The following is a 25,493-nucleotide window of genomic DNA, read 5'->3' as shown; positions in this document are numbered from 1 at the left end:
TATGTTCGTGCGGGTTCAAGCCCGCTCTGAGTACTAAAAAGCTTCAATTGGCTATGGCTAATTGAAGCTTTTTTGATTATAATGGGTTTGGGTTTGCGTTAGGGATGGAAGCGGCATCCTTTTGTGAGAGTAAAATTAATCTGGATTAGTGTAGAGGTAGTCGAACAAAAGATACAGCGTACAGCCCGGCCTTGTTGCTGAAGAAAAGGAATGTTTACTAGAAAGTTCCGCAACAAGGAAACGCCATAAAAAAAGAGCTTAAATTGAAGTTAAACTCTTTTTTATTCGCGTATTTTGTTGGTGATTATGCTTCTTTTTTTCTTCTATGGGGTGATTTAAGTAAGTAGAAATTTTTAAAGTAGTAAAATCAAAAGAAGCTTTATTGGGTTAAATAATTACAAGTTACTATTTTTAAACTATATTATATCGTATCAAAATAGAACAATATATAGTTTTTGCTTCTTATATTCATGATGTCATCATCTTCTTCAATTTTTCTCGATTAGTTTTTCAACATCGGCTTCTTCTAGTACTGTTTAATTTAAATTTTGGATTCTAGGTAGTTCAACATACTGGTTGTAATTGGTTTTGAAAGAAAATCAATAACCATTGGGTATTTTTTTGACTTTTGGAGATCTTCGGGATCAATTGTTGATGATAGTACGACAATTTTAATAGTATTTACTTCTGAATATTTATTTGTACTAAAATTTTCAAGGAATTCCCATCCATCCATCACTGGCATATTTAAGTCTAAAAAAATCAAATTTGGCAGATTATTTATTTCTTTTTTATTTATAATTGAGTTGAAATATTCTAGTGCTTCTTCTCCATTTTTAGCTGTTATTATGGTATTTGAAAAAGAGGCTTTTATGATTACTTTTTTACACAACATAAGTGTTATAGGATCATCATCGACACATAGAATTAAATCTAACATGTTATTTGTTTTTAAATGTTAATGTAATTGTGGTTCCTTTGTTTACTTGACTTTTTATACCAATACTGCCATTCATGGCTTCTACTTGTGATTTTACTAAGTATAAACCTAATCCTTTGCTGTCAGGATAATCATGGAACCTTTGATATAATCCGAAAATTTTATCTTTATTTTTATTCAGGTCAATACCTATGCCGTTGTCTTCAAAACTAAGTTCTACTGTATTTCCAATTTGTTGAGCTATTATTGTTATTTTTAATATTCGATCATTGGATTTGTATTTTAGTGAGTTTGTGAGTAGGTTTAATAAAATACTCTCCATGTAAGCTTTGTTAGTATTAAGGAGACTTACATTTTCTATGTCTAATTTTAAAATAGGTTTTTGTGTTTCTATTTGATTGTTTAGTTGACTGAATACATTTTCAAAAATTTCTTTTAATGAGATGTTTTCTTTTTGAAAAGAAGTATTGTCTTTTATTATCATGATTTTTGTTAAATCTTCTATAGTTTCGTTTAATAGATGTGTAGATTTACTGAAACCATTGATAATCTCATTTAATTCAGGATCTTCGATTGTAATGTCTTCAATGAGGTTAAGTATACCTGTTAAGTTTGATATCGGTGCTCTTAAATTGTGTGATGTAATGTATGAGAATTGTTTTAAATCTTTATTGTTTCGTGTTAATTCTTTAATAAGTTGTTCTTTTTCTTTTTCTTGATTTTTTTCTTCTGTTACGTCTCTTTGTATAGATACCCAATTGGATAATTCGTTTTCAGAATTGTAAATGGGAATCATAGTAAAACGCAACCAAAATTCCGTTTTATCTTTTTTGTAACATTTAATTTCGAGTAAACCTTCTTCTTTGTTTTTTATAATCTCAGAAATCCTTTTTATGACAGTGATTTCAGTGTTCTGACCTCTTAATAAGCTAAGAGAATTGTTTATAATTTCTTCTGACTTGTATCCTGTCATATTAGTAAAAGCAGGATTTGTATAAATAATTTTAGGTAAAAGATTATTGTTTGAGTTAGCTTCTGTAATTACTATAGCTTCTTTTGTTTGTAAAATTACAGTTTCAAGTAGTTTTAAACGTAATTCTTCTTCTTTTTGTTTAGTAATGTCCTGAAGGGCCCCAATCATCCTAACGGCTTTTCCGTTTTTATCTTTTAGAAGAAAACCTCGGTCAAGTACATATTTATACGTATTGTCTGCGCATTTAAATCGGTATTCATCTTGCCATTTTTCAGTTTTTTGCTCAATAAAGGAATATAATTTTATTGACATTTTTATACTGTCCTCAGGATGGATATTGTCAAACCACCAGTTAGAACTCTGCCCCACTTTTTCTTCTTCGTATCCAAAAACTGCTTTAATTCCTTTACTCCAATATAGCTTGTCTTCTTGGATTTTCCAGTCCCAAATGGTATCACTTGTTGCCTTAGCTACAATGTCATACTTATCATTAGATTCTTTAATTTTGCTATTAGTGTTTTCTAATCTTTCAAAAATAATTTTATTTTTATTTTCATTTTTAGATAAAATGTATCTAAATGCTAATCCACTTAAAGTAATAAAAATAATATCTTTTAAAAAATTGAAAAGGAGGTAGTTTTCGGGTTTTAGGTACAGGGAGGTAATTTTGTAAAGAAAAGTCGCCAAAACAACGGCAATAAGAAGATATGTTATTGTTATTTGATCGGTTTTACTTTTCATCAATCAAATATAATTAATAATTTTTAATAGCAAAATATCTATAGAAACTTATTTTTTATTATATTATGATTAGTATATGTGTTAAACGTTTATTAATTGTAAAGTATTTGAGAAATATTTTTTATATCAAAATAAAGTGTACCTTTGCACCCATTAAAAATCTCAGATGGAATCTATTAGAAACATTGCAATTATTGCCCACGTCGATCACGGTAAAACCACTTTGGTTGATAAAATTATGTATCACTGTCAATTATTTCGTGACAACGAAAATACAGGTGATTTAATTCTTGATAACAACGATTTAGAACGTGAAAGAGGTATTACTATTACTTCAAAGAACGTATCTGTTCAATATAAAGGAACAAAAATCAATATTATCGATACTCCTGGTCACGCCGATTTTGGAGGAGAAGTAGAACGTGTATTGAACATGGCCGATGGTGTATGTTTGTTAGTGGATGCTTTTGAAGGTCCGATGCCACAAACTCGTTTTGTATTACAAAAAGCGATTGACTTAGGTCTTAAGCCTTGTGTAGTTATCAATAAAGTTGATAAAGAAAACTGTACTCCTGAAGAAGTTCATGAAAAAGTTTTTGACTTAATGTTCGAATTAGGTGCTCAAGAATGGCAGTTGGATTTCCCAACAGTGTACGGTTCAGCTAAAAACAACTGGATGTCTGACCACTGGGAAAATGTAACGGATAATGTTGAAGCTTTATTAGACATGGTAATTGATAATGTACCGGCTCCTAAAGTATCTGAGGGAACACCACAAATGTTGATTACATCTCTAGATTTCTCAGCTTTTACAGGTCGTATCGCTATTGGTCGTTTGGAAAGAGGTGTTTTAAAAGAAGGAATGCCAATCTCATTAGTAAAAAGAGATGGTACTGTTTCTAAATCACGTATCAAAGAACTACATACTTTTGAAGGTCTTGGACGTAAAAAAGTAGAACAAGTTATCGCTGGAGATATTTGCGCTATCATTGGTGTTGAAGGTTTTGAAATTGGTGATACTATTGCTGATTTTGAAAACCCAGAAGGTTTAAAAACGATTGATATCGATGAGCCTACAATGAGTATGTTGTTTACAATTAATGACTCTCCTTTCTTTGGTAAAGAGGGTAAATTTGTAACTTCTAGACACATTAGAGAGCGTTTGACAAAAGAATTAGAGAAAAACTTAGCTATGAAGTTAGGTGAAACTGATTCTGCTGATAAATTCATGGTTTTTGGCCGTGGAGTACTTCACTTATCTGTTCTTATTGAAACCATGAGAAGAGAAGGGTACGAATTACAAATTGGTCAACCACAGGTTATTATCAAAGAAATTGATGGTAAAAAATGTGAGCCAATTGAGGAATTAACTATTGATTTACCTGAGTCACTTTCAGGTAGAGCGGTTGAATTTGTAACTATGCGTAAAGGCGAAATGCTAAGTATGGAAACAAAAGGGGAGCGTATGATTGTTAAATTCAATATTCCATCTCGTGGAATCATTGGTTTACGTAATCAATTGTTAACTGCAACTGCTGGTGAGGCTATTATGGCACACCGTTTTATAGGATATGAGCCTTACAAAGGAGAAATTGCTGGACGTAACAAAGGTTCTTTGATTTCTATGGAAAAAGGAAAAGCTATTCCTTACTCTATCGATAAATTACAAGATCGTGGTAAGTTTTTCGTTGAACCAAATGCTGAAATTTACGAAGGTCAGGTTATTGGTGAAAACTCTCGTGGCGATGATATGTGTGTAAACGTAACGAAAGAGAAAAAACAATCTAACGTTCGTTCATCTGGAAATGATGAAAAAGCAAGAATCATTCCTCCAATTATTTTCTCATTAGAAGAAGCTTTAGAATACATTCAAAAAGATGAATATGTAGAGGTTACACCAAAATCGATTCGTTTGAGAAAAATATATTTGACTGAAACAGATAGAAAAAGATTTAAAATCTAATTTTATTAAATTCCAATATTTTAAGTCCCAAATTCCAATAGGAATTTGGGACTTTTTTTGTTCTAAATTTAATAGATTTGGAATTTGGATTTTCGAGTTTGAAATTTTTAAATTATCTTTTCAAACTAAAGTGGCCTTTAATTTCCTTGCCATTTTCCAGCTTGGCAGTGTACCAATAATCATCTGACGGGAGTAAATGTCCATTAAAAGTTCCATCCCAACCCTGACCTTGAGGATTGATGTCTTTTAAGAATTTCCCATAGCGATCAAAAATACGGATAACCGTTTTTGAATTAAAATCAGTATTGATTCCTTTAATGTTCCAATAGTCATTAAAACCATCATTATTAGGTGTGAAATATTTTGGAGCTCCTAAAATAGCAATAGACTCATTGGCAACACCACAACCATTTTTATCTCTTACGTATATTTCATGGATGCCTGCGGGAACATTTTCCAGTAAATTAGCATCTTGATAAGAGCCATTAGGATCATCTAAACTGTATTCATAATTTCCTATACCCTCGACGACAACTAGAATAGTATTGTTATTACTTAATTCATTTACTTCGATTGTAGTAATTTTAGAAATATCTGAAGTGTTAACTGTAATTGTTCTTGTTCGGCTACAGCCATACTGAGAAGTTACTATTACATTATATATACCTGCTATATTTACTTCTAAAGTGGCATTTGTTTGATCAATTATAACTTGATTGTCTTTAGACCAAATATATGTATAATCAGTTGTTGGACTGCCATCGAGTATTCCTGCTTCTAGAGTAACATAAAAATCAGGTAGGTTTTCGCAAACATAGACATCAGCAAGATGATTCGAATTAATGTCGATATTAGGTTTTGGATTTACTCTTAGTGTGATGTGTTCACCAATGCCGAAACAACTATTGTCTGAATCATTGTCAACTCTAACCCATATTTTTTGTTCATTAGGAGAAAGAGTATTACGATAGGAAGTTGTATTAATTATTTCATTTGTTTCTGATAAAGCATCCGCTTGTGTTTCATAGTATTTTACGGAGTAATTATTGGTAGGCTGGGGGAGAAGTGCTAAAATAGTATTTTGAGCACTACTGAAATCAAATGCTGAAATACCATCATAATCATCATTTACAACATCAATGTAATCATCACAATTTTCGAATAAAATATTAAAATTGGCAGGAATTTGGGTTGTTGAAACTACTAAATTAATTTGTGCTACCGTAAAACAAGCATTTGCATTTTCTACTCGTGTCCAAATAGTTGTTCCATTATTAGCTACATAAGCTAATGGATTTGTGATTTTTTGAGCTGAATCATTCGCATTTGCAGCTGCTAAAGTGGTGAAATAACTAAATGTTTCAATTGCATAATTATTTGAAATTTCATTGTTTTTTACCGTTAAATTGAAAGTGGTTCTGGCATCTAAATCATCATCACATTGCTTGATAGTGGTAGCGTTGACAACTGGTAAATTTAAAATAGACAAAGTAGTTTCATTCGAAATTAAACCACAGGAATTTCCAATTCGATTAATAAATACGCGGTATTGGTATCCATTCATCATTTGGTTAACCGAGTTGATATTTAAAGTATTGGAAGAAGTTCCAGTATAAATACTATTATTGGTGAGATTGCTCCAAGTTGTACCGTTAGTAGAAAGTTGCCATTGATAACTGTCTCCATTTGCTACAATTGAAATAGAGGTGTTTTGTAGGTCGCAAGTGGGAGGGGCAAGAGGTTGAGTTGTAATTAAGATTGGTACGGCTGTAATATAATTAGAATTTGGAGTTGTGTAAGCAGTTCCACTGGTCACTAATCCATTTGTATCTACTGCAGGTGGTGCTATTGCTCCAAGCATTCCATCTCCATTTGAATCTAAAAAACCAGCTTCAATAACATCATAACATAAATCGTTATCGCTATCAAAGTCTCTGTAGTTTTTGATTCCGTCATTATCAGTATCGGTGTTGTTGCTTCCCGTTTCTACAGCATCATAAATTCCGTCATTATCACTGTCTAAATCGAGATAATCAGGAACACCATCACTATCTGTATCTATTGGAGCAAGTCTTGATTCGAAAATATCAAATATACCATTGCGATTACTATCGGCAGTTGAACTTAATGCAAAATTATTGTCTTGGCTTTCTATTGCATCAGGAATGCCATCATTGTCGCTATCGAGATCTAATTGGTCTGGAATTCCGTCACCATCAGAGTCTTTTGGTACACAAATGGCAAAAAATTGAAGTGTAGTTTTATTAGCCTCGGTTTCTGAGGTGTTTTTGTGTGTAAAACTGATGGAATTGACTAAATGAGTTAAAAATTTAAAACGTCCTGTCCCAGCTGGCAATGGTGTAATTCCGTTTAATTGAAATCGGATTTCGAAAGATGAATATTCAGTGACGCCACTTTCATAAATTCCATCATAATTTGTATCAATCAACAATTGATTGTTTGGGTTGAGAACCGTAATGGTTTTATCCACATCAGTAGTAACACTATATTCGGCATTTGCATTTAATAAATCGGTTGGACTTGCAGTAGGAACATATTCTATGCCAACACTTATTGGTTGAGTAAAAGTCAAATTGTATTTTGCGAAATTTCCTTTCCCAGCAGGAATATCAGATATAAAACTACCATCGGAGTTTCCTGTAAAAGGAGTTGGATTCGAAATTGTTGAAGTTGTTACACTTCCTGTGAATGAATTAGAGTAATTTCCAATAATTATATTTCCTGAATTTATATTGGAAATATTAATGTTTTGATCGCCATAAGATTCGGTACAATTTGTAATTCCGTCATTATCGTTGTCAAGGTCAATATTATCATTTACGGTATCGTTGTCAATATCAGTTGGGCAATTGCTTACAGGAATAATATCTGAGAATATTGTTGTACCACAGCCAGAGATACTTCCTTTTACCTGATAAAATCCAGGTTGAGTAGGAGAGTATGAATTTAAATTTGAATTGGGATCAACAATGGGGTTACCGTTAAAATACCATTCAAAAGTATCGTAGTTCAAAATGGTACTTACTTGTAAAACTAAATTTGGAATACAAGCCGGCGTTCCTACATTAATTTTAGCAGAAGTTATTTCGGGTTTGGAATCAAATCCTGAGTAATAACCTCCATAGGTTGCTGCAGCATTTGTACCAAAATAAGAAACATACACCTGTTTTGTAGATTTTACACTAATATTTCCAGAAAGATCATTTATTGTGTAGCGTTCATAATTAGTATTTCCAGTAATTTCTATAGGGGTAGAATTAATTGGACTATTGTTTACCAGTACCAAAGCTCCTTTTTCGGTTACAATATTTAATTTTCCTGAATAAATTGTATTTCCTATAAACTGTATTTGGGGAATATTATCAACAATGTTAGGAGTTGCACAATTTATAGGGGGAACAAAAAACATATTTTGATTGGCAATAGGATTATTTCTTGGGTTTTCCCTGTTGTAGGGAGGAGGGTTTTGTGCTAACCCACCAATACATTGGTATGCAAATACCTTTTCGGTTGTTTGAATGTACAAATTATTATTGATGAATTGAAAACCATCTATGGCGGCATATTCTCCAGGTTGAAGGATGTAACTAGGTATTGTATTTCCGTTTAAATAAATTGCTGTTTGAGGCTGATGAGCAACTAATACTACACGCTCTATTTCATCTGGACCTTCGCCTTTTACAAAAATGTATTCTTTTCCTGTTTTTTCAAAAGGGACAATTTGGTCAAAGCCAAGATCTCTTCCCTCAGGTCTTAATTCATTTTCATTTCCTGAGAGCGCAGTACTATTGCTTCCGCCAAAAGATCCAGAATTAACTACTATAGCTTTGTCTGATTGTACTAATGCACCTATAATTTTAGCACTATTAAAAGGTGTATTTTGAACGTTTTCTAAAGCAATTACATAACTTTCATTTTTGTTTAAATTAATTACAATGGGGCTATTTATAACAGAATTATCGGCTAATATTGTTCCAACTGGAAGTTCGATAGTAATTGTTGTATTGTTTTCGGTTGCAAGTATAGAGGCGAAATTGAGTAATGTTTGGTCGTATAAAGGATTGAGCATAGCTCCAAGTCTAAATGTAGTTCCAAGAGCACTATTTCCTTTAGAAACAATGCCACCTGCATGATTGTAGCTATTGTTTTGATTGGGTGAAGCGTTGAGTCTTACACTCACATATATTAAATCATCAGCTTCGATAATGTATCCTTTGTCAGATAATTTACCAAGAACTGTTTTTGGAGTCAATAATTGGGTGTCACTTCCTCTTCCGATAAAATAGGTATAAGGGGTATTATTGTTTACTGTAGCATTAATAATTTGGCCACCAATTGGCATGATTTTTAAAGCAACATTTTTAGTACTGGGTGTAGAAATATACAAGTAATGATCCTCAGCAGTTATATTTTCTGATTGGCTGGTTAATGGCGGGATATAATGAGTTTTACTAAACTGTGCCCAACAGTTTGCAGCAATTAGTATAATGCTTACTAAAAGTAATTTTCTCATTTGATAAATGTATTAATTTTAAATTATTATCTATCTTTTTAATGAAAAATGACCTTTGATGTGCTTGCCATCTTCAAAAATTAGATTGAACCAATAATCATCAGCAGGTAGTAAATGACCGTTCAGAGTTCCGTTCCAATTCAAATTTGAGGTGTTGAATTGTTTTAAGAATTTACCGTAACGATCAAAAATATGTATCGTAGCTTGGGGCAACAAATTTAAATTTTTAATAGTCCAAGTGTCATTAAACCCATCTCCATTTGGCGTAAAATATCTTGGATAATCTAAGATAGTAAAAGAAAAAGGATTGGAGACACCACAACCGTTTTTATCGTTAGCATAAGCTGTATAATTTCCAGCTGAAATATTTAAAAATTCAGAGCTATCTTGATAATATACTCCATCAATGGAAAATTCGTAATCACTAGATCCAGTATATTCAATAGTTACAGTGTTTTTATTTCCAGCAAAATCAGTGGTTTTAACTCCTGTTATAATTGCTGCCCGACTTGGAATAATGTCATTTGAAAGTTCCAAAGTTAATTCGGCATAATTAAAGCAGTTGTACGAATTTGTAACTTTAGCAAATAAAGTTTGAGGATTTGATGAGTTAATATAATTACTGCTATTTAGTATAGGATTGTTATCCGTTATTGCATCAGTTAAATTTTCGTAATAAGTAACATCGCTCAAACCAGCATTGTTGTTTTTTATTTCAGAATCAGCTTGAGTTAAATCAAAAAAGGATTTTCCATCTTCGTCAATATCACATTGAATTAAGCGGCTGTTTTTTAAAACAATTTCAGGGGTGTATTCAATTTTTATATCATTGCTAAGCATACAAGCAGAAGTATTTAGTGTGACTTCAACTTTATAGTTTCCAGGACTTTTTACGCTGTAAGAAGGACTGGTTTCTAAGGCTAATAAAACCCCGTCTTTGTACCATTTGTAGGTGTTATTTGTTGATAATTTGGTGTCTAATGTGTAGTCTTGACCAAAACAAATTGCATTATTAGTGGCTAATAATCTATCGGTTCCTAAATCTATAACCGAATTAAAACTGGCAGCTTCAATAAAAATAGCCGAATCATAATAAGTATTTCCATCATCTCCAATTACTAATTTGATGTGGTACGTATTTCCAGCTATAACATTAGCTGTTGCATTCAAAACTTTAGTTTGTCCCGCATAATTAATAGGGCTTGTATTAGTAGGACTATTGTTGAATTGTCCAAAATAGGATTCATTACTTGCTGCACAGCTTTTAAGAACTCCATCATCGTTAAAATTAATAGCTGGATGAATATTTGTTGATGAAACAGCTGTTGTAGTATTGGGGATTACTGCTAAATTTTGATAAGCAGTTGTACTTCCTTTTTCTTTGATTAAAAAAGCAAAACCATCGGAGTAGTCACAAGGAAAATTATCTTGGTATTCATTCGAAGCAAAAAAATAATTAAAACTAACAGTATTAGTTAGTGGAGTAAAATCAAATTCAAGGACTGTGGCATTTATAGAGTTAATGTTTAAAGCTTGGTTTAAATCGGCATCTCCTAACCATAAATTGCTGTTATCACCTCGGTTTCTGACAAATGGACCTGTAGATTGAGTACTACTCCAAGTACTTAAAACAACACCTGATTGAAACGGAAAGTTAGGGGAAGTATTTGTAAAAGATCCGTAACTATTTTTTCCTGGACTAAAATTATCTCCAGAAACGGTCTCATTAGATATAGTTACACAAGGACTGTTGTTACTAAGTAAGTTAACTAGTTCTATAGCGTTTTTAGTGTCGTTTACACTAATGCTTTGTGCCTGCAATGGCCAACTAATTAGATAAAGTACAAAACAGCACAAAATAGTTCTTAAGATTTTCATAATCTTACAAAGTTACTATATTTCTCTGTTTTATAATGGCTTGATTTTTTGTTTAGTTTACCTCAACTCAACTTCAATCAATAAAGAAGCCTCTTTTAGCTTTTCTGAACTAAGCGGTTTTATGATGTAATCTTTTATTATTGGATAGTTTTTTGCCATTTCTAAATCAGAGGGATCAATAGAAGAAGAGACAATAAAAACGACAATTTTTTTTGCAAATTCAATTAAGATAAATTCATCTAAAAACTGCCAACCGTCAAGTACTGGCATATTCAAATCTAATAAAATAACATCGGGAAGTTTTGATGAATTAGCAGCATTGTTTTTAAGCTCATCCAAAGCATTTTGAGGGTTGTAAAATGAGATAATTTCTTCGCAAAAATTATTTTTTGAGATAAGCATACTCATTAATTTTATAGACAATTTATCATCATCGATAACGTAAGTAATTTTATTTTTCATTAAAAAACAGTTTAAAAGTACTCCCTAATCCTTCTTTACTTTCTACCTCAATTTTTCCTTTCATGGCTTCAATTTGATTTTTCACAATAAATAAACCAATTCCTTTTGCATCTTCATTACCATGGAATGTTTTGTACATACCAAATAATTTATGTTTGTTTTTTTCGATGTTGATTCCTAATCCATTGTCTTTAAATGATATGATGTGAAAATTTTCTTGAATTTCATGACTTATTTCTAATCTTGGATTTCGTTCTAGTGATTGGTATTTCACCACATTGGTCAAAAGATTTTGTAGAATATTTTCTAAGTATGCAGGAATTACATTTAGAACTAAATCAGCGGGAATACTTTCAGTTATTTCAATTTTATTCTTAAAAGGGGAAGTGAATTTTTCTATTTGAGACTTTAGATTAATAGTAGTCTTTTTGATATTGATACTTTTTTGGATGGTAATTACTTCATTGAGATTTTCTATAGTTTCGGATAATTTTTCCGTTCCTTCTTTAAACATTTCAATGAAAGCTAATTTTTCAGCGGTGTTATTGGTGTTTTCAATTACATCTAAAACCATTAATAAATTACTGGTATGTGAACGAATGTTATGAGATACAATATGAGCAAAATTTAAAAGCTTATCATTTTGCTGGCTAGTAACTTCTAATATGTGTTTAAGTTCAATTTCTTTCTCTATTGTCAACGTAACATCTCTTTCGATACCAATAAATTTAGTACAATTTCCTTCGTTGTCAAATACTGGAGTAATACTTAATTCGAGCCAATGTTTTTCTTTTTGTTTGTTGTAATGTTGAAAAACAACTTTAATTTCTGCTTTATCTTTTATAGCCTGAGTGATTTTTTTTAAGGTTTCACAATTGGCTTCAGGTTCAAAAGAAAGATAATTAGGTTTGTTACCAATAATTTCTTCTAGTGTGGAACCTGTGAGTTTTATATAAGCTTGATTTGCCCAGATAGTTTCTCCTTGGCAATTAGTTATGATGATGCTATCGGTAGTTTCAGAGGCCACTTGTGATAATAATGCTAAGTTTTCTTCAATTTGTTTTTTCTTCGTTATATTCCTGAAAAAGCAAACCAGATAGCTTTTCTTATCAATGATGAATTTTTTTCCGGTGGCAACTTGAACAGGAACTACGGTTTCATCCTTGGTTTTAATAGCCGTTTCCTTGACAAAATAGGCATTCAGTTTTATTTTGTTTTTTAAGTAATACTGGATTTCTTTTCTTTTGTCTTCGGGAAATAAAATGGAATTGTGTGAACCTATTAACTCCGTGTCATTAAACCCAGTAAGTTCATAAGTACGATTATTACAATCCGTAATATATCCAGTTTTAGTATCAATAATGATAATGGCATCATTCGCACTTGAAAAAACGGAAGAGAATTTCTCGGCTGCCAATTGCATATCTATAATCCGTTCTTCCTCTATACTAATATCACTTATAGTACCATAAATTCGATTATGTTTATTATCAATTAAATCAACTTGGCAAATACATTCTATAAATTTAATTGCTTTTTTAGCTGTAGTTATTTGAAATTTACCATGGATAGGTATTCTGTTTTTTGCAGCTTTTTGAATAAGTGTTTTTAATTGAATTAGATTTTTCCTGTTTATAAAAGCGGAGGTGTTTTTAAAATCAGGAATAAAAGAGTCTGATACCTCAAATATTTCTTTGGTTTTACTATCCCAAAATATAGTATTTGTTTTTAGATTGACATCCCAAATTCCAATTTCAAAAGTTTCTTTAATACAAAATTCCTGATTCGTTTTCATAAATAATTATAATAAAGCATTACATTGATTTTAGATTTTTCGGGTTAGGTTTTCGTTAGAAAATAAAGAAAATTTATTTTTTTACTAGTATTTATACTTAGATAAAGTCTCCTAAAAATTAAAAATACTTAACTATGTAGCAGGATACAAATAAAATCGATGAACAACATCTTTTTTTTTAAAGTATTTTAGAGCTATGAAAATCAGTTGTTCTTAGCTATTGGTAATCAGTTATTAAGTGAATTTTAATTTATAGAAGTATTATTGTGTTAATAGTTTAAAAGGCTTTGATTTCAAAAATTAGCTTTCAAAATAATTAGTGTAAATTTGCATAAACAAATTCATTAATGAGCGCTATTTCTCCATTGTTTAAAAAACCAAGCTATCCTATAAATCCAATTCTTTTTGATTATTTAGAACGTTTTGATAGAATTTCTAAAGTAGCCATTTCCTATCATGATTTGCTCCGATTTTCAGGTTCCATAAACGTTTATGATAAATTTGACAAAGATACTTTATGGGTACGCGTTTTTTATAATGAATATGAAAGAGCAGAAATTGATTTGAATTTAAAAAAAGTCTACTCTTTATTGCATTCAGATGGAAATTCAGAAATCATCAAGTTTTTGAATGTCGATGCAATTGACTACTGTACTTTTGGTAATTCGAAACCTTTTCGAATAAAAATGCGAAATGTGTTGAACGATAATTACGTTCATTTTTACGTAAAAAAAGCTGATGCTTCCCGTATTTACGGATTGGAATTAGAACACATTTTATCGCCGGATAAAATTAATTTTTTAGTTTATCAAGATACTTTGATAGAAGAACACATTATTGGGATTCCAGGCGATGTTTTTATGGAAAATTTACTCGAAAATTGTTCAGAAATGGAAAAATCTCAAATAGCCAAAGAGTTCGTGAAATTCAACGAACGTTGTATGATTAGGCTTTTAGGCGATATGCGAGCCTATAATTACGTGATTGTACCTATTCATGATTTTGACCAGGTAGTTTACAAAATCCGGGCAATCGATTTTGATCAGCAATGTTACGAAGGGAATTTCAAGATTTATCGTCCACAGTTTTTTAAAGAAAATTTTCCGATGATGAAATTAATAAAAGAAAAATTGCAAGACAGTTCGATTGAACAATACAAAAATGAAGAACGTGCTGCATTAGCCAAAAGAATTCTTTCGGCCGAAACCCGAATCCAAAAAATACTTCGCATTATGTCTAATGATGCTATTGCTCCCGAAGCACATCTAAAACAATTAAAGTCAGAGTTGTACCGTTATACTAATGATTTGAATTTTAAAAATGCAACTTCTATGGGTTATGTATTAAGTGCAGCTTTTAAATTTGTTACCCGAAATTTCAAACACCCTGACTTGTTTAAACCTGGTTCTTAAAATTATTTTATGCTAAAAAAGATTTTTCCTATCGTTTTATTATCTTCTTTGTTGAGTTTTTGTCAAGGAGATTCTTCTATTGTAACCGAATTGTATGCTTTACCAAAACAACTAAAAGAAGTATCTGGAATTGTTTATAGCAACAGCACTCAGTTAGCTTGGGTTCTGGAAGATAGTGGCAATGCGAATAAAATTTATGGATTAAACAACGAAGGAAGGCTTGAAAAAACCATAACCATTGTTCAAACCGAAAATATAGATTGGGAAGATATTACTAAGGATAGCCAAGAAAATCTCTACATTGGCGATTTTGGAAATAATGACAATACCAGAAAAGATTTGGCTATTTATAAAATTGACAAAGAGGCTTTGAACATTTCATCGGCAGTTCCGTCGTATAAAATTAGTTTTTCTTATCCTGAACAAACCGAATTTCCGCCTAAGAAAACAAAACTGTTTTATGATGTTGAGGCTTTTGTCGAATATAAAAATAGCTTTTATCTTTTTACTAAAAACAGAAGTAAGGATTTTGACGGAACGACTTTTTTATACAAAGTTCCTAATCAGGCTGGACTTCATCAAGCACAATTATTAGGTCAATTTAAAGCCGAAGGTGATTATCAAAATGCTGCCATTACCGGTGCAAGCATCAGTCCTGATGAAAAAAAAGTAATTTTGCTAAGTCACAGTCAAGTATGGATTTTTGAGAATTTTAGTTCTGATAATTTTTTATCAGGAAAAGTAAAAAGAGTTGGTTTAGATCATTTTTCTCAAAAAGAAGCCATTGGTTTTAAAGACAATTCTACCCTTTTAATTGCTGACGAAAAGACAAAAAAAACAGGAGGAAAGGTTTATTTATTGGATTTAAACAACATAGATTAAAAGCCAAATCCGAGTCCAAAAGCAATTCGAACATCATCATCGCTTTTAAAATAAGTCAATCTCGCCGTAACAATATTAAGTCCGTTAAGCCATAAACCGCCACCTACAGATTGATGCCATTTGTTAGAAGTCTCACCGTCTAGCCAAACTCTTCCATAATCATATCCACCGAAAATCCCGTAGGACATTGGAATAATACTGCTTTTGATTTTTCCAATAGCAAAACGAACATCACTACTTTGAAAAAAAGATTGATTACCCAGAAAACGCTGGTTTCTAAAACCTCTCAAATCATAATCACCACCTAAAGTAGCGCCTTGATAAAATTCGAAATTATTATTTAAAATCGCTTTTGCTTTTAATAATGTAGCCAAAACAATTTTTCCTTGACGGTCTATTTTATGATTAAAATTGATTTTAGATTCTAATGTAGGGAAATTTTGTTTACTGTTATTGAGATTCATTTTCCAATTGGCAGCAACCATAAATCCCATTCCCATGGTAGGAAGAGAAGTATTATCGTAATTCTCAAAACTATATTTTACTCCAGCTCCAGCAAATTGTTGATGTTCAAAAATATCAGGATTTACAATTGATGTAACGGAAATAAAACGGTTAGCATCATTTTCTACTTCATAATTTTCATAACTAACTTGAAAATTAAGTTTGCTTCCTAATCTTCCAATTCTTTCTATTTGTGGTGCAAATTTTAGCATACTAATACGTACACGGTTGTAGTCCATTCCGTTTATTTCATCCGTATTTACACTATTATTTCCATAACCAAAATAATTGATGGCGAAATTGGGACTGGTAAATTGCATGTCAAAATCAAAATTCCATTTTCCTGTTATTTTAGGAACATCCAAATGATAGTTTAATTCAAAACCATCGGTAGCAAAATAATAATTCGCTTTTAATATATGCTTTAAAGTATATGGATTTTGCTTGAAATGATTAACTGTATAGTTTGCAATAATTCCTAATTTCGCGCCGTCATCTGGATTAAATCCAATGGAAGGTAAGCCTGAAAAAGCATTGTATTTTGGTTTTTGATAATTGTAATAATTCGTTTCATAATCATCAGTCAAGAAAGTTTTTGTTCTGGAATCGGTTTCAAAAGTGTTCTTTTTCGACTTGAAATCGATGATTTTAATGTTTTTTCCGTTACGAATAGTATAATTGTCGTGATTTTGACCTCCGATCAATTTTATTTTTATTGCTGATTTTTGAGCGCCTTGCAAATCAAAAATATCATCATCGTCTAAGCCGTAAATCCAAATATTTTTTGTGGAATGCTTGTCGAATGTTTTGCTGTAAACCAGTTCTTCTCCTTCTTTTTTAATTCGAGAAACAGTAATTTCCACTTTGTTTTTAGAGATAGGTTTTATGCGGAATAAGTCTCTTTTATTGGTACCAACCATAATGGCTATTTTTTCTAAAACTCGGCTGTATTGACTGGCATAAGTTGTCAATTGTTTTTTACGGTGTTTTAATTTTTGTTTTATCGAAGTTATCGTTTCATCTAGAACTTCGGTAGGCAAATTATTAAAAGCAGCATCAATACCTTCGTTGCTTAAGTTTTCTTCAATATATTTAGCTTGTGCAATCCATTCCTTTTCTCCAGATTTTTTTAGAAAAGCCAAGTCCAAAGGATACGGCTCACGATTGAACCATTTTACATTTTTAATATCATTTTTGAAGCTTTGCATGTGGCGAAGCGCCGGAATATTCATCAATAATGATAATAATGTTCCATCATATTTTGAAAATGCCTGATCGCGATCACGAGGAATTGGTTTGTAGATTACTTTATCGCCTATTTTGTATTCAGCCCAGCGCCATTGGTCATAATGCCTGTCCCAATCGCCAATAAGCATGTCAAATAATCTGGCTTTAATGTATTCGTTTTCGTCAACAGCATATTTTTCGTCTTTTTGTAAGTTGGCGAGCAAATCATCGGTTCCAATAATGGCTTCAGATTTACCAAAACTGGCCAATTCTTTTTGACTATCAGACGGTCTTTCTTCAACTAGATATAATTCATCTCCAAAATTCACATTGAATTCGCCCAAAGCTTTTTGTTTTGGAATATAAAAAAGTTTTGGATTGCTATGAAAAACGCCAATTTGATCAGCTAAATTCCCCACTGCTAAAGGAGCATAAGGATGAGATGTAGTATAGAAATCATATAGAAAATTTTCAGCATACGTATTTTGAAATTCGTTTTCAACATATTGATCTTTGAAAGCCACACTTTGTAAAAATCGGCTCACGCTTTTCTTTAAAGCACGCATCACATATTCTTTGCCTTGAGTATCATCCAGACGTAGGGATTTAGATTGATGTCCACCGCCAGCTCTTAGTGGTGTAACACCGCCATGAAGTTTATCTAATGTAACACTTGGTACTTCGATAGAAGTACTGTAATATTTTCGATAATGTTTACCAAAAAGGAAATTATGAAATCCACTTTTTGACGTCATTTCGGGCGTGTAAATGGTTGCTTTTGTAGTAGAAGGAAAAGAATCAGCATAATTATTGGCATCTACCTTTTTAGGTTCTAAAAGTGTTTTTTGAAACAATACTGTAATTTGATTGTTTTCAATTCCGTAGAATTCAACAACCGATTTTCCATTTGTGTAAGTGGTTAAGGTAGCAAAACCATTTTTTCCATAAGAAAAATCATTGGGATATGTTGCTCTTGCTGCTTCTGATTTTGATCCCGCACCGCTAATGATTTGTTTGATTTTTTCATTTTCGATGTATTGCAAATTGTGGTCGTGTCCCGAAACTACAATTACATTATCTTGCTGTTGCAACAGTGTTTTAATTCGTTTTATAAGCAATTGGTATTGCTTATTCTGAATGTCTTGTGGACTAATTCCAGATGTTTTTCTTAAGAAATTGATGAAAGAACCCAGCACTGGTAACGGAATTTTTTGCTCTAATGGGAATAATTGTTTTTCTAACGAAAATTGTCCTCCGTGTGTCCCGTTACTCATAAGCGGATGATGAAGTGCTAGAATTATAGTTTTGTCCTGATTTTTATTCAAAATGCTTTCTAATTCTTCAAAAAAAGCTTCACGTGTTTTAATAGAACAATCATCATTCATAGTTGGTGTTTTGTTCCAATCTTCTATAAACCACTGACTATCAATGGTAATTAAACACACTTGGTCGTTTATCTTCTTGTCGTCAATAGGGCAGCTGTTAGCAGGAAGAAATGCTTTTTTTTCGTTAAGATAAGTGTTGACTATTTTTTCTTGCTGTTTTAAACCATTAATCCCCGAATACCAATCATGATTTCCAGGAATAAAAATAGTTTTTCCTTTAAAATTTTTAGAAATAGCTAATTGGGTTGTAATTTTTTCTAAAGCAATATTGTAATTTTTGGTATCTGTTTTATCCGGCACTCCTTTTGGATAAATATTGTCTCCAAGGAATAATAACGTAGCGTTTTTATCAGATTGTTTTAGTTGTTCTTGTAACGAATTCAGGATTTTTTTAGCATTTTCTTTATCAGCATTTCCAGCATCGCCAATTAAAAAAAAACGATGAGCAATTTTTGTTGTATCCTTGTCGTTTATTAGTGTGATTTTTTTTGACTCTCTTCCCAATTGGGAATGGTAAGTTGCGCAAGAAGTAATGATTAAAAATGCAATAAGGGAACAAACAAATATTTTAATTTTGATGAATCGCATAACCGGAAACAATTTCATAATTTAGTAGTATAAAAATTCACTTATGAACTTTACAGATCAAGTACAAGATTTTGTCTATAATTTACTCAAAGATAAACTTTCTAGTTCATTTATTTACCACAATTTTAATCATACCTCGGATGTTGTCAAGGCTGTGAAAATACTTTCGGAACAAGAAAAAATTAATCCGTTAGAACATGAAATACTGGTGGTTGCAGCATGGTTTCATGATACAGGTTATATTCATGGTTTTGAAAATCATGAAGAAAGAAGTGTGAAAATCGCAACTGAATTTTTGACTCAAAATGAAAAAACATCGGAATATATTGACCAAGTGAATGCTTTGATTCGGGCAACAGAATTTCAATATATACCACAAACTATTCTTGAAAAAATAATAAAGGATGCCGATTTTTATCATTTTACAGTAGCTAATTATTGTGAACGATGCGAACTTTTAAGAAGAGAATGGGAATGTGTCAAACAAAAACAGACATCTGATTTTGAGTGGGCACAGGAAAATTTAAAGGTATTAACTCAATACCATCATTATTATACGGATTATGCAATCGCTAATTGGCAGCGGCTAAAAGAAAAAAATATTAGCATTATTCAAGAAAAAATCAAACGAATGGAAGAGGATAAAGAAATAAAAAAAGAGAAAAAAAATAAGGCTGAAAAGCCATTCAAAGTACCTAAACCAGATCGCGGTATTGATACTTTGTTTAGAGTTACGTTAAGCAATCACACTCGTTTAAGTGGAATTGCTGATAGTAAAGCTAATATTTTACTATCTGTAAATGCGATTATTATTTCGATTGCTTTGTCTTCAATTGTGCCCAAATTAGATAGTCCGAGTAATGCACATTTGGTTATTCCAACCTTTATTATGTTGATGTTTAGTGTAGTTTCAATAGTTTTCGCAATTCTTTCTACTCGTCCAAAGGTTACAACAGGTATTTTTACAAAAAAAGACATCGAGGATAGAAAAGTGAATTTATTGTTCTTTGGTAATTTTTACAAAATGCCTTTAGACGAATATGAATGGGCAATGAACGAAATGATGAAAGACAACAGTTATCTATACAACTCTATGATTAAGGATTTGTACTTTTTAGGAATTGTTCTAGAAAGAAAATATAAATTATTACGTATTACCTATAATATTTTTATGGTCGGAATTATTGTTTCATTTATCGCTTTTATCTTGGCTTTTCAGTCCACCAGAGTTTAGTGTAAAGTGGCTAATAATTCCTGATATGTATATTTTTCATCAAAATTTCCTTCAGTATTGAGTACTTTTATTCGAATGGCTTTTAGACCATAAACACCTTGTAGTTCCTCCACTTCAAACTGTTCAATGGTAGGTTCCAGTATTTTTTTGAACTGTAAAAACTGAATGTATTTCAAGTATTCCACTTCTTCGTATTGATGAGAATAAACAATAGTGATTTTTTCTTTTTGAGTAATTCTTTCATTTGTACCTTTTATATGTGCTTTATCGATACGTTTTTTTACCACTTCGTAACGTGCATTGTAAGTACCATCAACATCAAAACGTTTTTCATCCATTCTAAAACGGATGGAAATAGGCGAACTAAAAACAAGTATTAACGAACTTACATCTAAGGTATAAGGTAAAATTTGTTTCAACCGATGATGCTCCAGTTCCATTTTGCATAAGGTTTGTAACTGCCATAATCTAAGGTTACTTAAGTACATTAAATCAAAAGATTGTGTGGGAGTAATAGAAGCACCAATGTACAAATTATGTTCTATACCATCGGTTTTAAAACGTTCATAGTAGTGAGGAAATATGCTTTGTGCTTCATTTTGTTCTTTGTCTAAAACCAGAGCCATTTTTTTGTTTATAACTGCCATGGCTTCGTCAAAATTTTTACGAGCATGGTAAAAAAGTTGGGTTTTAGGATCTAAATTTTCAAAATAAATATCGATGGGCAATTTTTCTTCTTTATCTATTATAGCATTACGTAACAAGGGATGAATTTCTCTGTCAATGTAATTTTGAATTTGTTGTTCCGTATCCGCTTTTAATTCTTTTTCAAGTTCTTGTAGGAAAGAATACAATTCAAAATTTCGTTGTTCTACTAAAGGTAGTTTTTGTATTGATTTCGAATTTTTGAAAATGGATAGAATATTTTGTAATTGATTTTTTAAGTCTTCTTTTACCGTATTGTTTCGATGTTCCGAAGAACCATTAATATCAATTTGACCATAAAGCGGATAGACTTCTCTAAACACAATTTCTTTAAATACAGCTTCATTTCCAGAAGTTTTGGTTTGCAAGTTTTTCTGGGCTTCAGCTTTGAATTTCCAGTAAACGCTAGAATGTATTGCAGTGTATTCACGTTGAATTATAGCTTCAATTTGATTCTGTAAATCAGTTTCATGACGTTCTAATGTGTCAACTATGTTGGGTAAAATTAACTTTAAGTTGTTTGCATTTATACTGTTTAATTGCCTTGGTATAGCCGAAACCATTTCGATAATTCCAAGTAATTTATTGTCTTTTACAATAGGACTAAAAATACAGCTTTTTATATTTTGGCTTAATAATAATTGTCCAAATTTTTCATTTCCAGGAATTGTTGCAAAGGTTTCTACATTAGAAATAGAAATAGATTCTTTTGCTTCTAAAAGAGCATTTAAAGAGCATCCATGAAATGCATTACAGCAATCTACTTCGTTGTTTTGAATAATAAAACTTCCAATGCTGCTTTCGTCAAAAGGCAATTTGACAAACTTTTTTTCTTCGTCATTGTAAATGCTTATTCCAATTCTCAAATCAGGAATTTTAAAAAAAGATTTAAAAATATTTTCGGAAATTTTACTGTCATCCGTTGTTTTTTTATCTCTTCTTAAAAGGGTACTTTTTAAGTTAGAAATAGCACTTTCTTTAGTTGCATCAAATAAACTAATGATTCCAAAACCTTTTAAAACCCAGCTTTCTAATGGAAATTTTTCTTTCCACAAAGCTACATCTTCAAAATTATCCATTAGTTCATCAATATCTTCTGTACTTAAGCTTATAGCGTTTTCAGAAGGATATATTTCTATAAAATCGGCATTGTAGAGAATGCGATAATGGTTTATAATTCCATCAGCATCTGGAATATCATAAAACAACGGTTTATTGTAATCAAATTTTTGTTTGTAATACCCATTCAAAATTAAAATACAACTAAGAACATAAAATTGATCTTCGTTAAAATCACGAATGGTTAAATCCAGATCGCCAGCATTTTTTATAATTTGTTTGAATCGTTTGGTATAATTAAAAGTAATGTTTTGAAACGGGATAGTAACTGCTTTGATTTCATTATTAGTGAGTGCTGTAGGAAATAAATCAGAAAGCAGGTTTCTAATAATTTTTTTATTATTTTCAATAATAGAAAAGTCTTCAATTCCAGTCCTTAATTCAGGAACTGACTCGATTTCTTTTAATAGTGATTTGGCGTAATTGGAGCGGTAATCAACATTAGATAAGGAGATTTCTTCTAATGACTCTATGAGTTTATGAAAAGAAATTAAAGTTTTAAAAGGACTTCCTTTAAATAAAAGATGATTCATTTGCTGTTTTATTTACAATACAAAAATAGTGAATTATCCTGTTCTATTATTTTATTTTGAAATCTAGTTTTAAGAGGTTTTTTAATAAAAAAAAACTCCAACTGTTGAGCAATTGGAGATGAATTGAATTCTGAAAAGATTTAAGATTTTTGTTCTTTATTAAAATAGACAAGGTAGTAGTACATTTGTTTTTCTTCGTCCCAGCCTTTTTCAACATATTTTTCTGCACTTTCAGGATTAATAAAATCCATTTTAATTTGGATATGGGTATCCAAATTAATTACGTTTTTGATTGATTTTCTGGCATCGCTTACTGCTGCATTTGCAATTGGGAACGAAGTAATATCTTCGATACTGTATTTCTCTCCTTTATCAACTTTATAGTTTTTAAACTCTGGAATTAAATCAGGGTTGTCTAATACTTCGTTTAGAAAATTTTGTTCTTCAAACTGATCGTTCTTTGCAAAATAATTTACGGAACGGTTCATGAACATTACTTCTTCTTTTTTGTCTTCGGCAGGAAAAACAACGTCCTTGGCAAAACCTTGGCAAAATTTCAAATATTTTTTTGTGATGAAATTCTCGTCTTCAAAAGCATCTACAGATAAGAAATGCTCTAACCAATAACGTGCATCGTAGCGGTTGCTGTCTACTGTTAGGATTTTGTACCCTTCTTCTTTTTTATGATTAAATATCAAACAACCTTTATCTAATTTGCTCAAGTTGATTCCTTGTTGCAAAATCATTTCTAGATTAGATTCTTTTTCTTCAAATTGTAAAAAGTCACTTTGCAACTCACTTTTAAAAATCCCAATAGCGTCAACTACATTGTTGTCGATGTTGATGTTTGTTAAATAAGTCACATAAACTTCTCCGTTTTTAATGTGCGGATGATTCGATTGTTCGAATAAGTGCTGGGTGATTTTTTTTGAACCTTCGTGTAAAGTGCTTGGGTTTTCAAAAATCGCTGTCGCATACTTGTACATGTCATTATAATCTAAATCAACTTCGTGGGCAAATTGAAAATAGTTTTCTTCTTTTTCTCTAAAAGGTTTAAAAAAGAATTCTTTAATAAGCGGCACAATTTCATCTTGTAAATTAAAAGGTTGCTCTGATAAAAAAATAGATTCATTTCGGCTTTTATTTCCTACTCTGTGAATAGAAAGGGTGTCGATGTGTGTGTTGAATAAGTTGATCATTTTTTTTGAAGATTTTCCTCACCCCAACCCCTCCAAAGGAGAGGTAGACGTATAGTGAGTTATTTGGGTTTATATTTTAGAAGGTTTTAGTTTGAAATGAAAATGGATTTTCTCATTTAATTTTAATCCAGTTTTTGCTCCCTCCCCTTTGGAGAGGGTTGGGGTGAGGACTAATTCCAATTTTCTTCAAAGCCGTAATCTTCATAGCTGTCGTCGCCTTCAAACATATCCATGTCGTCTTCGTCCAGACCGTCTTCAAATTCGTCATAAAAATCATCAGCATTATCCGCTTCAAAGTTTTTTTCTAAAGCTTCATCAGGCATTTCGCCGTGAGAGAACAACGTTTCAGGGTAGATAGCTCCAGCAGTTTGTTCTTCAACTGCAGCTAGTTCCACTAAAAAAGTCCACATATTGATAAAATCATAAACATAAATGATTTTAGTGTTTTCCTGATCAAGAATGTCCGAAAGTTTATAATCGCTCATGATTTTTTGTTCGCCAGGAACGTCTCCAGTGTCAAAAAGCGAAATTTCATCTTCTTGATTCCAGGTTTCATCGCAGGTGTAAAAAGAAGCGACTTCCATACCATCAAATCCAAAAGAGTTGAAGATAGCATTGTGTAAATCTTCTAAAGTATCGTCATCTAGTATAGCGATATCTCTAAAAATATCTTCTTCTGTGTCTAAGATTACTCTAAATTTATAAACCATAATCGTTGTTTTTATAAAAAAGTCAAAGGTACATTTAATCCTTTTTAATCCCAATGCGATTTGTGTATTTTTATAAACAAACCACGATAGTTTTGATAATGAATTAGTTGTTACGTTTGAACCGTTTTATGATTTTATGGTAGCGTTTGCTGTAAGTACTATGTGCAGGATATTTACGGCTGGAGGTCATGTTGTTAAAAATTAAAGCAGTAAAAAACAAGATTAATACTCCGGTTAGCACAGGAGATAATACATACCAATATCCTAAGTCTTTAATTCTTGGTGTACCAATAATGGCTATCAAGGCAGTTGCTCCCCCAGGAGGATGCAAGGTTTTTGTTATTTGCATAAAAACTATCGACAATGAAACCGCTAACGGTGCTGCAATGTACATAGTATGAGGTAGTAAATAATTGATACTTACTCCAATAAAAGCAGAAATTAAATGTCCTCCAATAAGATTTCGGGGTTGTGAGAATGGACTTTCGATGATTCCATAAACTAATACGCTAGAAGCGCCAAATGAACCAATAAGATACACCGCATCCTGATGTGAAAATTGGCGACTTTGGAAAAAGGCAATGAGCCCAATTCCAACAAATGAACCTAAAAAAGACCAAAATTGCTCTTTATAATCAATTAAAGTCTCTTTGTAAAGAATGTAGCGGGTTTTACGATAACTGCGTTTGATTTTAGAAGTCGGCATAAT

Annotated in this window: 15 protein-coding genes; 4 read left to right on the top strand and 11 right to left on the bottom strand. The window is 31.6% G+C overall.

The genetic code is table 11. The features are described 5' to 3' along the window. Window positions 1-541: 541 nt before the first annotated feature. Both AAGV28_RS13015 and AAGV28_RS13010 read right to left on the bottom strand, forming a co-directional pair. Window positions 542-940 (bottom strand): response regulator, encoded by a 399-nt coding sequence (locus AAGV28_RS13015; protein ID WP_373407183.1) that lies wholly within the window; start codon window positions 938-940, stop codon window positions 542-544. A 1-nt stretch (window position 941) separates the two neighbouring features. Continuing rightward, the gene (locus AAGV28_RS13010; protein ID WP_373407182.1) at window positions 942-2,654 is read right to left on the bottom strand and encodes a PAS domain-containing protein; all 1,713 of its coding nucleotides are present in this window, start codon (window positions 2,652-2,654) and stop codon (window positions 942-944) included. A 166-nt stretch (window positions 2,655-2,820) separates the two neighbouring features. On the opposite strand from AAGV28_RS13010, the gene typA reads away from it, so the two are divergent. After that, on the top strand, window positions 2,821-4,617 hold the full coding sequence (gene typA / locus AAGV28_RS13005) for a translational GTPase TypA (RefSeq protein WP_373407181.1): 1,797 nt from the start codon (window positions 2,821-2,823) through the stop codon (window positions 4,615-4,617). Window positions 4,618-4,729: 112 nt separating this feature from the next. Here typA and AAGV28_RS13000 read toward each other — a convergent pair whose 3' ends face one another. The 4 genes from AAGV28_RS13000 to AAGV28_RS12985 are packed head-to-tail and all read right to left on the bottom strand — an operon-like array spanning window position 4,730 to window position 13,286. Beyond that, window positions 4,730-9,151 (bottom strand): T9SS type B sorting domain-containing protein, encoded by a 4,422-nt coding sequence (locus tag AAGV28_RS13000; RefSeq protein WP_373407180.1) that lies wholly within the window; start codon window positions 9,149-9,151, stop codon window positions 4,730-4,732. Window positions 9,152-9,181: 30 nt separating this feature from the next. Further along, window positions 9,182-11,029, bottom strand: coding sequence for a choice-of-anchor L domain-containing protein (locus AAGV28_RS12995; RefSeq protein WP_373407179.1), 1,848 nt, complete (start codon window positions 11,027-11,029; stop codon window positions 9,182-9,184). 57 nt (window positions 11,030-11,086) lie between these two features. After that, window positions 11,087-11,491, bottom strand: a complete 405-nt coding sequence (locus tag AAGV28_RS12990) for a response regulator (protein ID WP_373407178.1) — start codon at window positions 11,489-11,491, stop codon at window positions 11,087-11,089. Then, window positions 11,481-13,286 (bottom strand): PAS domain-containing sensor histidine kinase, encoded by a 1,806-nt coding sequence (locus AAGV28_RS12985; protein ID WP_373407177.1) that lies wholly within the window; start codon window positions 13,284-13,286, stop codon window positions 11,481-11,483. Before AAGV28_RS12985 ends, AAGV28_RS12990 begins: the two co-directional genes overlap by 11 nt. Before the next feature lie 347 nt (window positions 13,287-13,633). Between AAGV28_RS12985 and AAGV28_RS12980 the strand changes: the two genes are divergently transcribed. Continuing rightward, a complete protein-coding gene (locus AAGV28_RS12980) occupies window positions 13,634-14,698 on the top strand; it encodes a hypothetical protein (RefSeq protein WP_373407176.1) in 1,065 nt (354 codons plus the stop codon). Between the two features lie 9 nt (window positions 14,699-14,707). Next, window positions 14,708-15,580: a hypothetical protein gene (locus AAGV28_RS12975; RefSeq protein WP_373407175.1), complete on the top strand. Its 873-nt coding sequence runs from the start codon at window positions 14,708-14,710 to the stop codon at window positions 15,578-15,580. On the opposite strand, the gene AAGV28_RS12970 is transcribed toward AAGV28_RS12975, so the two are convergent. Further along, on the bottom strand, window positions 15,577-19,302 hold the full coding sequence (locus AAGV28_RS12970; RefSeq protein WP_373407174.1) for a metallophosphoesterase: 3,726 nt from the start codon (window positions 19,300-19,302) through the stop codon (window positions 15,577-15,579). The two genes, AAGV28_RS12975 and AAGV28_RS12970, sit on opposite strands and share 4 nt — an antisense overlap. Window positions 19,303-19,327: 25 nt before the next feature. On the opposite strand from AAGV28_RS12970, the gene AAGV28_RS12965 reads away from it, so the two are divergent. After that, window positions 19,328-20,518 (top strand): Pycsar system effector family protein, encoded by a 1,191-nt coding sequence (locus AAGV28_RS12965; protein WP_373407173.1) that lies wholly within the window; start codon window positions 19,328-19,330, stop codon window positions 20,516-20,518. Here AAGV28_RS12965 and AAGV28_RS12960 read toward each other — a convergent pair. The 4 genes from AAGV28_RS12960 to AAGV28_RS12945 all read right to left on the bottom strand — a co-directional run bounded on the left by AAGV28_RS12960 (window position 20,515) and on the right by AAGV28_RS12945 (window position 25,490). After that, the gene (locus AAGV28_RS12960) at window positions 20,515-22,875 is read right to left on the bottom strand and encodes a GAF domain-containing protein (RefSeq protein ID WP_373407172.1); all 2,361 of its coding nucleotides are present in this window, start codon (window positions 22,873-22,875) and stop codon (window positions 20,515-20,517) included. The genes AAGV28_RS12965 and AAGV28_RS12960 overlap by 4 nt on opposite strands. Window positions 22,876-23,015: 140 nt before the next feature. Beyond that, on the bottom strand, window positions 23,016-24,074 hold the full coding sequence (locus AAGV28_RS12955; RefSeq protein ID WP_373407171.1) for a nucleoid-associated protein: 1,059 nt from the start codon (window positions 24,072-24,074) through the stop codon (window positions 23,016-23,018). A gap of 170 nt (window positions 24,075-24,244) precedes the next feature. Continuing rightward, complete coding sequence (locus AAGV28_RS12950; protein WP_373407170.1) at window positions 24,245-24,784, bottom strand: IS1096 element passenger TnpR family protein; 540 nt, start codon at window positions 24,782-24,784, stop codon at window positions 24,245-24,247. Window positions 24,785-24,887: 103 nt separating this feature from the next. After that, entirely contained in the window at window positions 24,888-25,490 is a 603-nt protein-coding gene (locus AAGV28_RS12945; protein ID WP_373407169.1) for an HPP family protein, read from the bottom strand. Window positions 25,491-25,493: the final 3 nt, after the last annotated feature.

It is taken from the genome of Flavobacterium zubiriense, from assembly GCF_041729725.1.
In the GTDB taxonomy this organism is placed as follows: Bacteria; Bacteroidota; Bacteroidia; order Flavobacteriales; family Flavobacteriaceae; genus Flavobacterium; species Flavobacterium zubiriense.
Note: the sequence above shows the minus strand (reverse complement) of the source record. Positions and strands in the feature narration are given on the sequence as shown.

Coding starts and splice junctions, on each gene's coding strand:
- AAGV28_RS12975 (WP_373407175.1), top strand. CDS start 14,708: ATGCTAAAAAAGATTTTTCCTATCGTTTTATTATCTTCTTTGTTGAGT.
- AAGV28_RS12985 (WP_373407177.1), bottom strand. CDS start 13,286: ATGAAAACGAATCAGGAATTTTGTATTAAAGAAACTTTTGAAATTGGA.
- AAGV28_RS12950 (WP_373407170.1), bottom strand. CDS start 24,784: ATGGTTTATAAATTTAGAGTAATCTTAGACACAGAAGAAGATATTTTT.
- typA (WP_373407181.1), top strand. CDS start 2,821: ATGGAATCTATTAGAAACATTGCAATTATTGCCCACGTCGATCACGGT.
- AAGV28_RS12955 (WP_373407171.1), bottom strand. CDS start 24,074: ATGATCAACTTATTCAACACACACATCGACACCCTTTCTATTCACAGA.
- AAGV28_RS13015 (WP_373407183.1), bottom strand. CDS start 940: ATGTTAGATTTAATTCTATGTGTCGATGATGATCCTATAACACTTATG.
- AAGV28_RS12970 (WP_373407174.1), bottom strand. CDS start 19,302: ATGAAATTGTTTCCGGTTATGCGATTCATCAAAATTAAAATATTTGTT.
- AAGV28_RS12960 (WP_373407172.1), bottom strand. CDS start 22,875: ATGAATCATCTTTTATTTAAAGGAAGTCCTTTTAAAACTTTAATTTCT.
- AAGV28_RS12945 (WP_373407169.1), bottom strand. CDS start 25,490: ATGCCGACTTCTAAAATCAAACGCAGTTATCGTAAAACCCGCTACATT.
- AAGV28_RS12995 (WP_373407179.1), bottom strand. CDS start 11,029: ATGAAAATCTTAAGAACTATTTTGTGCTGTTTTGTACTTTATCTAATT.
- AAGV28_RS12990 (WP_373407178.1), bottom strand. CDS start 11,491: ATGAAAAATAAAATTACTTACGTTATCGATGATGATAAATTGTCTATA.
- AAGV28_RS12965 (WP_373407173.1), top strand. CDS start 19,328: ATGAACTTTACAGATCAAGTACAAGATTTTGTCTATAATTTACTCAAA.
- AAGV28_RS13000 (WP_373407180.1), bottom strand. CDS start 9,151: ATGAGAAAATTACTTTTAGTAAGCATTATACTAATTGCTGCAAACTGT.
- AAGV28_RS12980 (WP_373407176.1), top strand. CDS start 13,634: ATGAGCGCTATTTCTCCATTGTTTAAAAAACCAAGCTATCCTATAAAT.
- AAGV28_RS13010 (WP_373407182.1), bottom strand. CDS start 2,654: ATGAAAAGTAAAACCGATCAAATAACAATAACATATCTTCTTATTGCC.